Annotated in this window: 14 protein-coding genes and 3 pseudogenes; 4 read left to right on the top strand and 13 right to left on the bottom strand. The window is 43.5% G+C overall.

Annotated features, from left to right (window positions below; translation table 11 throughout):
- Positions 1-84 precede the first annotated feature (84 nt).
- From K6984_RS04695 to K6984_RS04675, 6 genes and pseudogenes are all read right to left on the bottom strand, one after another.
- Complete coding sequence (locus tag K6984_RS04695) at positions 85-330, bottom strand: YfhL family 4Fe-4S dicluster ferredoxin (RefSeq protein ID WP_221894432.1); 246 nt, start codon at positions 328-330, stop codon at positions 85-87.
- 2 nt (positions 331-332) lie between these two features.
- Positions 333-818 (bottom strand): pantetheine-phosphate adenylyltransferase, encoded by a 486-nt coding sequence (gene coaD / locus K6984_RS04690; protein WP_221894431.1) that lies wholly within the window; start codon positions 816-818, stop codon positions 333-335.
- Positions 819-978: 160 nt separating this feature from the next.
- Positions 979-1,944, bottom strand: a pseudogene (locus tag K6984_RS04685) (IS1634 family transposase); the annotation flags it as partial.
- Positions 1,923-2,066: a hypothetical protein gene (locus tag K6984_RS04680; protein ID WP_221894429.1), complete on the bottom strand. Its 144-nt coding sequence runs from the start codon at positions 2,064-2,066 to the stop codon at positions 1,923-1,925. The pseudogene K6984_RS04685 and the gene K6984_RS04680, both read right to left, overlap by 22 nt.
- Before the next feature lie 27 nt (positions 2,067-2,093).
- Positions 2,094-2,222: a hypothetical protein gene (locus K6984_RS32605; RefSeq protein WP_263458596.1), complete on the bottom strand. Its 129-nt coding sequence runs from the start codon at positions 2,220-2,222 to the stop codon at positions 2,094-2,096.
- A 17-nt stretch (positions 2,223-2,239) separates the two neighbouring features.
- Positions 2,240-2,901: pseudogene (locus K6984_RS04675) on the bottom strand (IS1634 family transposase); the annotation flags it as partial.
- A gap of 123 nt (positions 2,902-3,024) precedes the next feature.
- On the opposite strand from K6984_RS04675, the gene K6984_RS04665 reads away from it, so the two are divergent.
- Together K6984_RS04665 and K6984_RS04660 are read left to right on the top strand one after the other, a co-directional pair.
- Positions 3,025-3,180: a hypothetical protein gene (locus K6984_RS04665; protein WP_221894426.1), complete on the top strand. Its 156-nt coding sequence runs from the start codon at positions 3,025-3,027 to the stop codon at positions 3,178-3,180.
- 415 nt (positions 3,181-3,595) lie between these two features.
- Positions 3,596-3,784: a hypothetical protein gene (locus K6984_RS04660; protein ID WP_221894425.1), complete on the top strand. Its 189-nt coding sequence runs from the start codon at positions 3,596-3,598 to the stop codon at positions 3,782-3,784.
- A gap of 356 nt (positions 3,785-4,140) precedes the next feature.
- Here K6984_RS04660 and rsmD read toward each other — a convergent pair whose 3' ends face one another.
- The 3 genes from rsmD to K6984_RS04645 are packed head-to-tail and all read right to left on the bottom strand — an operon-like array spanning position 4,141 to position 7,338.
- Positions 4,141-4,701: a 16S rRNA (guanine(966)-N(2))-methyltransferase RsmD gene (rsmD, locus tag K6984_RS04655; protein ID WP_221894424.1), complete on the bottom strand. Its 561-nt coding sequence runs from the start codon at positions 4,699-4,701 to the stop codon at positions 4,141-4,143.
- A complete protein-coding gene (locus K6984_RS04650) occupies positions 4,701-5,999 on the bottom strand; it encodes a M16 family metallopeptidase (RefSeq protein WP_221894423.1) in 1,299 nt (432 codons plus the stop codon). The genes rsmD and K6984_RS04650 overlap by 1 nt, the downstream gene beginning before the upstream one ends.
- Entirely contained in the window at positions 5,989-7,338 is a 1,350-nt protein-coding gene (locus K6984_RS04645; RefSeq protein ID WP_221894488.1) for a M16 family metallopeptidase, read from the bottom strand. Before K6984_RS04645 ends, K6984_RS04650 begins: the two co-directional genes overlap by 11 nt.
- A gap of 87 nt (positions 7,339-7,425) precedes the next feature.
- Here K6984_RS04645 and cyoE point away from each other — a divergent pair, with 87 nt between their 5' ends.
- Positions 7,426-8,316: a heme o synthase gene (cyoE, locus tag K6984_RS04640; protein WP_221894422.1), complete on the top strand. Its 891-nt coding sequence runs from the start codon at positions 7,426-7,428 to the stop codon at positions 8,314-8,316.
- A 317-nt stretch (positions 8,317-8,633) separates the two neighbouring features.
- On the opposite strand, the gene K6984_RS04635 is transcribed toward cyoE, so the two are convergent.
- The 3 genes from K6984_RS04635 to K6984_RS04625 form a co-directional block, all read right to left on the bottom strand.
- A complete protein-coding gene (locus K6984_RS04635; protein WP_221894487.1) occupies positions 8,634-8,990 on the bottom strand; it encodes a DMT family transporter in 357 nt (118 codons plus the stop codon).
- A 708-nt stretch (positions 8,991-9,698) separates the two neighbouring features.
- A complete protein-coding gene (locus K6984_RS04630) occupies positions 9,699-10,058 on the bottom strand; it encodes a hypothetical protein (RefSeq protein ID WP_221894421.1) in 360 nt (119 codons plus the stop codon).
- Between the two features lie 43 nt (positions 10,059-10,101).
- Positions 10,102-10,401 carry a heavy-metal-associated domain-containing protein gene (locus K6984_RS04625; RefSeq protein ID WP_230987896.1) on the bottom strand — a complete coding sequence of 100 codons (300 nt, stop codon included), beginning with the start codon at positions 10,399-10,401 and terminating at the stop codon, positions 10,102-10,104.
- A 924-nt stretch (positions 10,402-11,325) separates the two neighbouring features.
- Here K6984_RS04625 and tnpC point away from each other — a divergent pair.
- Positions 11,326-12,363 (top strand): annotated as a pseudogene (gene tnpC, locus K6984_RS04620) (IS66 family transposase); the annotation flags it as partial.
- Here the strand turns inward: tnpC and K6984_RS30595 are convergent.
- Entirely contained in the window at positions 12,314-12,472 is a 159-nt protein-coding gene (locus K6984_RS30595) for a hypothetical protein (protein WP_230987895.1), read from the bottom strand. The pseudogene tnpC and the gene K6984_RS30595 overlap by 50 nt on opposite strands.
- Between the last annotated feature and the right edge of the window lie 3 nt (positions 12,473-12,475).

Here is a 12,475-nt window from a genome sequence, read left to right as displayed (position 1 = left end):
TAGCGGGCTGAAGTCCGCACTACACTATGCAAAAAAGAAGAGGAGCAATGCTCCTCTTTTTATATTGCATAGCAGGTGTAATATTTAAGCTGTCAGTTTTAGATACTTTTGATACAAAGAGTCCTGTTCTTCAGCTTTATCTGGATCTTTATCGATGCAGTCTACCGGGCAAACTTCAACACATTGTGGCAAGTCATAATGCCCTACACATTCCGTACATAGATCCGGGTCGATAATATAGATATCTTCACCTTGTGAGATCGCTCCGTTTGGACACTCTGGCTCGCAAACATCGCAATTTATACATTCATCGTCAATTAGTAGTGACATGATTATCCTCTATTAAACTTTTCAATTAAACGCTGTAGTACATTATCAGGAACAAACGCTGAGACATCACCGCCTAATCTGGCTATTTCCTTAATCATGCTCGAAGAAATAAACCCATATTGTTCAGCGGGAGTTAGAAACATGGTTTCCAGCTCAGGAAATAGGCGGCGGTTCATGCCCGCTAATTGAAACTCATATTCAAAGTCTGAAATAGCCCTCAAGCCACGCAGAACGACATTTGCCTCCTGCTGTTTAGCACAGTCAACCAGCAAATTATCAAAGCCGATGATCTCCACATTAGTGAACTCAGTCGTTACCTGTCCAATTAATGCGACACGTTGGTCGACATCAAATAATGGCTGTTTGTTTCTATTGACAGCAACCGCAACAATTACCTTATGATATAACTTTGCGGCACGGGCAATAATATCAAGATGCCCATTGGTAACGGGATCAAATGTCCCCGGGTATATCGCGGTTATATTCATGATGTTCTGCTAATCCGGCGGTATATAATGTACAGAATTTTTCTCAGCCGAGCATTATAGCTTGTTATGCTAATGACTGGGAATTATTTTATTTTCATGCTGTTAGCCTATCTTCGTGACATATACAGTCAATTTCCCATTATTTCAATGAGTTAAATTTTCAATCGGCCCCAGTTGGCACTACAGGTTTCATATCAACGATCGTTTTAACTTTTCCAATCGGGTCGGGGTTAATATTCAACGCAGTGTATATTTGTTTTTGTCTGGTTTCTGCTTTGCTTGTGGTTCGCAGGTGAATGATTGTATCGTTATCCGTGGGTAAAGTAATGGTCATGCGTTGCTGGGTCGACATCCTGTTGCGAATGCTTTCCCAGCTTAGATGGATGTCCTGCAATCTAAGTTGATAACGCAGTACATGTACCAGGTGGTAAGCTAATAATGTGATGAATAGGTGTCCGGTAACCCGCTCTTCTTTTTTGTGATAGACAGGGCGCAAGCCTAGCTCGGTTTTCAGGCTTCTAAAGGTCGCTTCAATCTCAGTCAGCATGGTATAGGTTAGCCATAACTGTTCTTCCGACCAGTCAGGGATATTCGTTCTTAGGCAGTAAACACCACAGTGCTTATCTTTTTGGTCACTTTCAGGTTTACGTTGCCATTCTATACCGATGGCTTTGTTTTTTTTGTCATCCGCGATAACGTTAATGGTGTAATCTGCAGCAACACGGCTATGTTTTTCACGTAGTCGTCCGATACGTTCCAGTATTTTGTCGTATTTTTTAAGGGTGCCTTTTTTGCTCAGACCTGTGTGCAGTTTTTCCAGGACCTCTTCCAGACGAGCATGGAAGCGATTACGGATACCTTGTTCTTTTTTTGCTTTTTGTTCTGAATGACAATAGAGTCGGGTTTCCCCGGTTTCTTGATCAACTTCACGATAAACAACAACATTGCTGTCCCGGGTATCCCTGACCGCTACCGGAGTTTTCTGATCTCTTGGGTTTTTTACATGTTGTTCTCGACTGACAACGAGATAATGATAATCTTGTTCGATTAACCAGGCAATATTGTCAGCGCTGGCAATGCCGGCATCCATGATAACCACCGGCTTTATTTGATGAAAGGGATCCTTCGCTGAAAATCAGGGAAACGTAGCCTAAGCGAAGTGATGATTTTTAGTCCGCGATAGCCGTAGGGCCGTTGTTTTGTCGGAGTCTGAGCGTTAGCGAAGGTGGAGACAAAATAAAAGGCCATCCGACACGGCGTCAAGTCATTTGGAGCCTATGTTCCGACCCCTTGTTGGGTCGGGACGAGGTGACGAGGACGAATCGGGGCCGCCGGAGGCATAAGTGGTCGCGTTAAGTTTTTGCTGCTTGCTTGGGCTGGGATGCCCAAAACAAGCTTTCGCAAAAATAGCGACTCCCCGTGTCTCGCAGTTCGTCAAGCATCAGTTTCAAGGTCGCGGGCTCACTGGCGTTGCCGGGAAAAACCTGACTACTCAATGGAAAGCCGCCACCATCCAGAACCAGCCCCAGAGTAACCAACGGGCAATCAGTGCGTTTCTCTTTAGAGCGACCGAATTTCGCTTTCGGGTTTCGGGCGCACTGGCCTTCAAAATAAGTATTGGTCAGATCGTACAATACAATCTTGCGGTTTAAATTGAACAACGTCTGCTCTCGGTCAGCCAGAAAATATTCAAGAGTTGCCTGATGTTTGAGTAGCTTGTCACTGACTGTATATAATCGCGTCAGGCTGGTGTTACCGTAGTCATGACCCAGTAATTCGCCCAGGCCTGTTTGATTTTGCAACCAGTCATGTGTTTGCAGTTCACTGCCGGGTGAAACCATACGTCCTATGATAGTGCCCAGGGCCGTCGCCGTATCTACTTTATTAAAGCCCAGCGCCATGAGTTTCTCGTCTAGCTGTAACTGCTGTGCGGGGCATGCAGTGCCAGGGTTTCAACACCAATACTACGGGCATTAATGGCTTCGACATGATTAATATCGACATGATGAAAATCTCGCGTTGTTGTTTCTGAATCTAGCGGTTGTGACAGTTTTGCAGTCATCAGTGAGCTATAGCGCCAGGCGCGCCATGCTACCTCACGAAATTCCGGGACTCCTGTCGCCGTAATTCGTTCACCTACGCAGCGAATAGGAGATGCTCCAGCCGCCCTGCGTCCGCCACAGACTGAGCACAAAGCAGCTCAGTCATGGCTACCACAAATGGCTCTACGGCTATTCGGGATAAAATTTTAGCCTCCCTCGCGCGCTATCGCGCACTTCGGATTGGCAAATTTCCCTGCGCCTTCTGGAGACTATCAGCCCGTCCGGGGCTGACAGCGTGGGCTGTTGCTTCCAGAAGTTGATTTAAATCATCGGCTAAATTGAATAGCTCTTCCTGATGTGGTTCCAAACCTTGCTGTAATTGTTCGATTCTGGCCGTCAGCAAGGGCCAGTACTTTTTATCAATCGTAAAGTCCGCACCTATATTGAGCAATGTACGTTGCTTGACTTGTTTTCCTATACGCACAGATTCTACAATGCGGTAAGTGAAATAAGCTGAGCCGTCTTCAAGGCTTTTTGTTTTGGTTCTTCGAATATACATACCACTAGCATCGGTGAAAAACCAGGGAAAATCAAGGGGCAGAGCAAGTTAAGATGGCACTACAGAGACCCTCAAAAAAACACCATTGATTCTAAAGGGATTTTTACCAGGCGCGCCATGCTACCTCACGAAATTCCGAGACTCCTGTCGCCATAATTCGTTCACCTACGCAGCGGATGGGAGATGCCCTGAACGCCCTGCGTCCGCAACGACTACGCACAAAAGCAGCTTCGTCATTACTACCTCACTGGCTGGACGGCTATTCGGAATGCAATTCTTGCTCCTCTCGCGTGCTGCTAGCACACGTCGAATCAGCGAATTGCCCTGTCCGCCTATCAGGGACTAAAAAATCACCACTTCGCTAAGCTCAGTTTCCATGATTTTCAGCGACAGAATCTTTGTCCTGCCTTTTCCCGTGACGTTTATCACCCTGACTCTTAATCAACGCAACTCACGGTGGTTTGATAACGACTACTGGAAGTCGTCACCGAAGGGCCATCCTTCATCTTTCTTACCGTTACGAGCAAAAATAAAAAATTTGCTCTCGTGGCACACCGTAGCCTGTTATGCGCCGGTTACTACGTCTTGAATACGAACAAAATCCTGCCCAATATTAGACAATTATTTATTTCCAGCTCCCTTTCGGTGTTTTTATTCAGATGTAATATAAATCGTGACTTTAGTCCGTCAACATAAAATATCAGCAGTCTAAAGCCACGCTCTACGATTCTGCTACCCGCTCAAATAAATAATAAGCAACTTCACCTGCTGTTTTGTATTTTAACTGCGTCCAGTTTTCTGGAAGACCGGTTAATTTTAATTGGCGCTCTACTTCAATATAAATTTTGGCATGACTTGCCAACCATAGTTTATCTTCTAACCAGTTTGCTGCTTGTACCGCATAACCCTGAGCAAAGGGCGGGTCTAAAAATACCAGATCAAAAAGCTCGGCATCCCCTGCAAGATAGCGAAACACCTCTTGTTGTATAATTTTCACCTGGGTTGCAGCAACTAATTCAGTATTTTGTTTTAGCTGTCTACATACCTGCGCATGGCTTTCTATCAGCACCACCTGCTTTGCCCCACGGGATGCTGCTTCCATCCCTAATGCACCGCTGCCTGCATATAAATCCAGGCAGCGACTGGCAAGCACATCATATTGCAACCAGTTAAAAAGCGTTTCACGCACTCTTGCAGGCGTTGGGCGTAAACCTTGCACATCAGGAAATAACAGATTTCGCCCACGCCATAGACCGCCAATAATCCTGATTTTATTACTCACTATTGACCGCCAACGCTAATGATTTGTAATAAATCAGTCTGCACCCAGCGCTGAAAGGCGGATTTAATGTCAGCAACAGTCACTTGCAAGACTTTACCCGGAAAACTGTCCAGGTAATCCAGCGGCAGCTGGTAAAAAGCGATTGTTGCGACATAGTTTAATAATTTCTTATTATTATCGAAGCGTAAGGCAAAGCCACCGGTCAGATTTTTCTGCGCTGCGGTTAATTGTTCTTGCGTCGGCCCTTTACTGATAAAGTCAGCCAATGTTTGTTGCATGACTTTTGTTGCCATAACGCGTTGCTTATTTTGCGTTTGCAATCCCATGGTAAATGGCCCCATCTTTTCTAATGGCGAAAAATAGCTATAGGCACTATAAGCCAGACCCCGCTGTTCGCGTATCTCATTAAACAACAGGGAAACCAGGCCACTGCCACCTAAAATATGATTACCTACATATAAAGGGAAATAATCAGCATCTTTTCTGCTTAACACTGGCAAGCCTGCCAGAATATGCGTCTGGCTCGAAGGAAACACAATATGCTTTTGCCTGGCTTTTGCAGGTGATTTTACCTGTGGCAATGGCTTGGCCTTTTCACCTGGCTCTAGCTTTGCATATAGCGTTTCCGCTATTTTCCGCGCCTGTTGCTCAGTGAGGTCACCGACTATGGCTAACACCGCATTCTTGCTAACATAGTACTGTTGATGAAATTGCCTGATATCCGCTAGCTGTATTGCCTTTATGGTATCTATTTCCCCGGCAACCAGATGTGCATAGGGGTGTTTGCCATAGATAAATTGATAAAAGGTTTTTTTTGCGATAAAGCCTGGCTTTTCCTGTTGCTGTTGAAGGCCAATCAATGTTTGCTCTTTGATACGCTGAAACTCGGCTACCGTAAATTGAGGCTGAGCAATGATTTGCTCAAAAGTATCTAAAGCCTGCGCTAATAAACCGGCCTGCGTCAAGCTACGTAAGCCCACCCAGCTAGTATCACGACTAGTAGACGCACTATATTTTGCACCAATAGCATCAAATCGCTGCGCAATCTGATCGGCATTCCACTGCCCTGCTCCTGTTTCCAAAAGGTTAGAGGTTAATGCCGCAATGCCATACTGTTTGCCATCTCGCGCACTACCCGCAGCAAACACTAAGCGAATATCCACCATCGGTAAACCCGGGCTGGGGACAAAATAGACTTGTCCACCCTGGCTGGTTTGCCAATGTTTAATAGCCTGGGCAAATGCAGATGCACTTGGCAAGCTGAATAATATACTGATTAATAATAATTTAATGCGCATGCTTAACTCCCTGCTGTGTATTTTCTGACATAGTTTGTGGTTCTAAATAGGCAATACTCAATTGTGATTCAACCAGATACTTATCTGCTACTAAGCGTACCTGCTCTGCAGTCACCTGATTAATTTTCTCTCTATATTGCTCGGCTGTTTGCCAGCCTAAGCCCACTGTTTCAGCCATACCTAATTTCATCGCCTGATAAAACAGTGAATCTTGCTCATAAATTGAGTTAGCCATGACTTGTGCTTTAACTCTTGCCAATTCTTCCGCGCTAATTACTTTGCGTTGCAAGGCGCGTATTTCTGTCTTGAGTGCGATTTCCATATCCAATAAGCTCTTACCTTTTATCGGCGTTGCCTCAAACATAAACAGCTCTTCTAAACGCCCGCCCAGGTCATAGCCTGCACCCACTGAACTGGCTAATTGCTGGCCACGCTGCAACCTGGCTGGTAACCGCGCACTTTCCCCACCATCGAGCACTGTGGCTAAAACATCTAAAGCATAGGCTTCCCATTCCTGACCCACAGTTTTCAGACTAGAGACTTTATACGCCATAAGTATATAGGGCACTTTAGCAGGCAGTTTAATGGTCATACGCCTGACTCCGACCTGTGGCACTTCAGTTTGCGGTTTTAATACTGCAATTTCCCGTGCTGGAATAGCGCCAAAGTATTGCTCAGCTAATTTAAATACCTTTTCAGCGTGCACATCCCCCACGACAATCAATATCGCATTATTCGGCGCATACCATTGCTGATACCAGCGCTGTAAATCATCTATCCGATAATTTTCTATATCGGCCGGCCAGCCTATGACTGGATTTCGATACGGAGAATTAGAGTAGGCCATGGCCATTAAATACTCTTGTAGCTTGGCACGAGGCTTATCTTCGGTACGCATACGTCGCTCTTCCATAACCACTTGCAACTCTTTTGTTAGCTCTGCTGCTAATAAATGTAGATGTTGCATACGGTCTGCTTCCAGCTCAAAGCTAATGGCCAAGCGAGACTTTTCCAACGCCTGAAAATATGCGGTATAATCACGCCCGGTAAAGGCATTTTCCCGCCCCCCGTTTGCTGCAATAATCTCGGAAAATTCGCCAGCAGGGTGACTATCTGTACCTTTAAACATCATATGTTCGAGCATATGAGATATACCCGTAATACCTGATGGCTCATAACTTGAACCTACCTTGTACCAGATTTGCGAAACAACGACAGGAGAACGATGCTCTTCTTTCACTAACACCTTGAGTCCATTTGCTAATACCCGCTCTTGAACTCTATTGGCATGGACACTAAATGAACAACACATTAACACCATCAAAACGCGGACAATCATAAATAAACGTCTCCTGAACAGCACAAAATAAAAAATCATTAAATAGAGTATTCTATCCCAGATACGAATGAATAAAACAAGCAAAGCATGACTAACGAAAAAATAACCATCAGCTGGAAAAACTACCTTGAACTGTGCAAACCCAAAGTCGTTGCATTACTGGTTTTTACTGCCAATGTCGGGATGTTGCTAGCGGTTCCGGGAATGCCGCCAGTAGCGCTATTTATCTATGCAACACTAGGTATCGGGCTGGCGTCTGCTTCGGCTGCGGCAATCAACCATTTTATCGACCAGAAAGCAGATGCTGAAATGGCACGCACACAGAACCGTCCCTTACCGCAAGGCGATCTCAGTTCAGGCAATGTGCTGATATTTGCCGGAATATTAGGTATTTCTGCAATGCTGATACTGGTTTTTCTGGTCAATACACTAACAGCAGCACTCGCCTTTATTTCGCTGATAGGCTACGCGGTTATCTATACCGTATACCTTAAACGCATGACCCCACAGAATATTGTGATTGGTGGTGCGGCAGGAGCAGCACCACCACTACTAGGCTGGTGCGCCATGACCGGCGAAGTACATCCCTATGCCTTATTATTATTCCTGTTGATTTTTGTCTGGACACCACCGCATTTCTGGGCACTCGCCATTGCCAGACGTGATGAATATGCAAAAGTAAATATTCCTATGTTACCGGTTACACATGGCACAGAATTTACTCGTTTACATATTTTGCTGTATACCATTTTATTATTTATCGTTACCCTCCTTCCCTATTTAACCGGAATGAGTGGCTTGATTTATGTGATACCAGGTAGTTTCTTAAGTTTAGGTTTTATTTACTTTGCGATTAAGATGATGCGCACCAAAGATGATAAAACCGCCATGCAAACATTTGGCTATTCTATAGTTTATTTGATGCTGATTTTTGCGCTATTATTAGTCGATCATTATTTCAAATATACGCTTGTTTGACGCTAACAACGTAGCATAAGAACCTGGAAAATACACCCTCATACGGAGTAAAACAGCTTTAGCTTTTTTGCTGCAGTAACAGCTAAAGCTGAAGTTTCCCAATTATTGAGTAGCTGAAATACACAATGCTGGTGTATCGAGGTTTATTTTAGGTGGTTTTGCCATGTTTATAGCAAACCCCTACTTAATTCCCCTTAGGCAATAGCATTTGAAACGAATGAAAAGACTGTTTTTTTCATATAGTTGTAGCATAGTTTCAATTTTACCATAAATAATTATTGGGAAACTTCAGCAGCTAAAGCAATCGCACCGTCTGTTCAGTGCTTTTCAAACACATGGATAACGACCACTCCGGAAATAATCAAAGCCATGCCTAGCATCGTCGGAACATCAGGTATTTCCTTGTAAACAATAGCACCCACAACAGCAACTAACACGATACCCAGACCCGCCCAGATTGCGTAAGTGATGCCGATTGGCATGGTTTTTAACACCAGTGTCATAAAGTAAAATGCCACCCCATAGCCAACTATGACAATCAGACTGGGAATAATCCGCGTGAACTCTGCCGATGCTTTTAAAGCACTGGTTGCTGAAACTTCTGCCAATATTGCAATAGCTAGATATAGATAAGCGAGTGTCTGCGATGTTAACCCATCTTCGTCACTATTGATGATGTAGTTGTTATAAATCAATTGGTTGAAATTTTAAAAAGTAGCCAGTTGGCACTACAGATTTTGTGTTTTTGTATAAAACGTTGGATTTTTTAGAGTATTTTTGTCGCATGTAAATTACACTCAAATAATGATGATTTTTTTGACAAAAGTCAATGAATTTATCGACAAAGATAATATAAATGGCACTACAAAACTTTCAAAAAAAACACCATTGATTTTAAAGAGAATTTATCGACAAAAAATCGCTTAAACCGGTGAATCAATGGCTTAGAAAGATGAAAGTGACGAAGATGGGTTAAGTTCATAGTGCCATTGTTTAAAAACTGAAGTTTCCCAATAATTATTTATGGTAAAATTGAAACTATGCTACAACTATATGAAAAAATAGTCTTTTCATTCGTTTCAAATGCTATTGCCTAAGGGGAATTAAGTAGGGGTTTGCTATAAACATGGCAAAACCACCTAAAATAAACCTCGATACACCAGCATTGTGTATTTCAGCTACTCAATAATTGGGAAACTTCAGCTTTTAATTGTCGAGCCAAAAATTCAATTAACAATAAGTGATGACGTTTTTTATATTCCTCTGACTCTGAGTTGGCTCGTTGTTGAAAAGTCTCTATCATAGAGCGCATTAAAGGCTCAGAAATACCACATTCAGTTACACAGTTTATAAGGTCAGCCCGAACGCCATAGTCATCTGTTTCAGATAGCTTTAATAGCAAAGTAGTGATTTTTTCTTGTCTTCACAGCGCAGAGCATAATCAACAAATAAATCCTTAGCGTCCGCAAATATACCCCCGATAGAACCACTGGAATCATCGCAACGCTCAAACACACTACGGAGATAGCTGACCATGCTATTCGATCCCGGCCTGATTCACTCGCATCATGGCCTGATTGATTCACAACAAACTGCTGGCGAAAGATAAATTCATTTTTCGCCACCGGCAATGCGGTGTTAAAAGTGACTGGAGCACTCCAGCTTATTCGGCTAATACCAATCAATAGCATCAGCAGTAATAATAAGCCGTTCAAACAACCGCGTTTACCGGCTGGGCGCATAAGGTTTATCTTCGTTCATATAACTGGCTCAGATTGGGATACTTTATTCTTTAATCTGTTTAAAAGAACGCAAGGTAAATCCAGCATCAGTGACAGCCTGTTGAGCCTGTTTTTTATTGAAGAGTCTATCTTGCTGCATGGTGACATTAACCAGACCCTTACTAATATCCACCACAACGCTGTCAACACCGTCAATTGCACTCAATTGCTTTTCTATCCCATAAGCACAAAAGGGACAGCTGAGTCCATCGACCTGTATCGTATAAACTGCTTCATCTGCCTGGGCGATAGATAACATCAATAAAATACCAACGCCTGTTAATATTTTTCGCATCATTTTCATATTGACTCCCTAAAAAATAATCGTTTTTCTAAAACAAGTAAGAGTAGGATGTGCTGAGGTACGAAGCGCATCACCCATATAGTTTTAAAGTATAGTTAACTCAAGGTCAAGAAGTTTAAACTTTTTTCACTTCCAACCCTTCCAATAAGAATAAACTACTGGAAAAACCAGCAAAACGATAAAAAGAGAAGAAACTATGCCACCCACCATAGGCGCTGCAATACGTTTCATGACATCAGCTCCAGCACCTCTACTCTACAAAATAGGTAATAAATCAATAAAAGAGGCCAGACTGGTCATTAGCATAGGGCGGATACGCTGGCTTACTGGCTTCAAAAAGAGCTGCCTTAGTGAGTAAACCTTTGTTGGTTTGTAACTACTCAGCGTACGCTTAAGATCAGGGAAACGGAGCCTAAGCGGAGTGATGATTTTTAGTCTCTGGTAGGCGACAGGGCAATTCGCTGATCCGAAGTGCGCTAGTAGCGCGCGAGGGAGGCAAGAATTGCATTCCGAATAGCCGTCCAGCCATTTGAGGTAGACTTAACTAAGCAGGGTTTTGTGCGTAGTTGAGTAGTTGAGACGGACGCAGGGCGACCAGGGCATCTCCCATTCGCTGCGTAGGCGAATGAATGTTGGTGACAGGAGTCCCAGAATGTTGTGAGGTAGCATGGCGCGCCTGAATAATTAAAAAAGTTCTTGACAGGGTTTTAGTCTGGTTTTTGTGATTTTTAGTAAACTGCCCAACAGTCGATTAATCCACGCTTTATTGCTTCTATCGCTATAGTCATCACAAAATGTCCCCTTAAACATCTACGACCTCGAAGAACTTTTTTATTCGCCTTACAATCGCTTAAAACAAGGAAAATTCGGGATTTAAAACCCATGAGATAATAAGCCTGTCCTTAAAGCAATACAGGTTACCCTTTGAAAATAGACTTCATCGATGTTGATTCCGCAATCAGTCATGCCAAACAGTTACTTGAAACTGAGCGTGATATATCGCCTGCGCTAAAATCAGCACTGGAAGTGATTCTATTATTAGTCACGGTATTACTCAATCGAGTGACACTGAACAGCAAAAATAGCAGTAAACCACCTGCAAGTGATCCCAACCGTAAAAAAGGGAATCGAAAAAAATCAGATAAGCCTTCTGGCGGACAAAAATCGCATGTCGGCACGACACTTCAAAAAATAGATGACCCGGATGAAATCGAGATCATTACCATTGATCGCCGTACCTTGCCAAAAGGGCGATACACGGCAGATGGCTTTGAAACACGCCAGGTATTCGATATTGATATCTCAAGGGTAGTGACAGAATACCAGGCGCAACGGTTGATAAATGGAAAAGGTCAGTGTTTTATCGCTCCTTTTCCAGATGAGGTTACTAAGGCTGCGCAATATGGTAATGGGATAAAAGCCCATGTGGTTTATCTTTCGCAATATCAGTTATTGCCCTACAACCGAATACAGGAGTATTTCGCTGATCAATTAGGTATGCCGATTAGTGAAGGCTCTATCTATAATTTCAATGAACTGGCCTATGAGAAGTTGGCTGGGTTTGAAACTATCAGTAAAGAACACTTAGTCGAATCAGCGTGCATTCATGCGGATGAAACAGGCATTAATATTAATGGTAAGCGCCATTGGCTACATGGGGCCTCCAATGTTCAGTGGACACACTTCTTTCCCCATGCCAAACGTGGCACAGAGGCAATGAATGACATTGGTATTTTACCCCATTTTCATGGGATTTTATGTCATGATCATTGGAAGCCCTACTATAAATATGATTGTACTCATTCGCTTTGTAATGCACATCATTTGAGGGAATTAACGCGCGCCTGGGAGCAGGATAAACAGGAGTGGGCGCTTGAAATGAAACGACTACTTGAAAAAATGAATGATGCCGTCAATGAAGCAGGTGGCATGCTACTACATAAAGAAGCAGAAAACAGGCGCGCCATGCTACCTCACGAAATTCCGGGACTCCTATCGCCGTAATTCGTTCACCTACGCAGCGAATAGGAGATGCTCCAGCCGCCCTGCGTCCGCCACAGACTGAGCACAAAGC

Origin of the sequence: Bathymodiolus japonicus methanotrophic gill symbiont, assembly GCF_019721995.1 — a bacterium.
GTDB lineage: Bacteria > Pseudomonadota > Gammaproteobacteria > Methylococcales > Methylomonadaceae > Methyloprofundus.
This window is presented reverse-complemented; position numbering and strand designations above follow the sequence as displayed.

Bases quoted from the DNA above. Each gene is read 5' to 3' on its own strand.
- K6984_RS04650 (WP_221894423.1), bottom strand. From the start codon at position 5,999: ATGCGCATTAAATTATTATTAATCAGTATATTATTCAGCTTGCCAAGT.
- K6984_RS04645 (WP_221894488.1), bottom strand. From the start codon at position 7,338: ATGATTGTCCGCGTTTTGATGGTGTTAATGTGTTGTTCATTTAGTGTC.
- coaD (WP_221894431.1), bottom strand. From the start codon at position 818: ATGAATATAACCGCGATATACCCGGGGACATTTGATCCCGTTACCAAT.
- cyoE (WP_221894422.1), top strand. From the start codon at position 7,426: ATGACTAACGAAAAAATAACCATCAGCTGGAAAAACTACCTTGAACTG.
- K6984_RS04660 (WP_221894425.1), top strand. From the start codon at position 3,596: ATGGGAGATGCCCTGAACGCCCTGCGTCCGCAACGACTACGCACAAAA.
- K6984_RS04665 (WP_221894426.1), top strand. From the start codon at position 3,025: ATGGCTACCACAAATGGCTCTACGGCTATTCGGGATAAAATTTTAGCC.
- K6984_RS04695 (WP_221894432.1), bottom strand. From the start codon at position 330: ATGTCACTACTAATTGACGATGAATGTATAAATTGCGATGTTTGCGAG.
- K6984_RS04625 (WP_230987896.1), bottom strand. From the start codon at position 10,401: ATGAAAATGATGCGAAAAATATTAACAGGCGTTGGTATTTTATTGATG.
- K6984_RS04630 (WP_221894421.1), bottom strand. From the start codon at position 10,058: ATGCGCCCAGCCGGTAAACGCGGTTGTTTGAACGGCTTATTATTACTG.
- K6984_RS04680 (WP_221894429.1), bottom strand. From the start codon at position 2,066: ATGGCCTTTTATTTTGTCTCCACCTTCGCTAACGCTCAGACTCCGACA.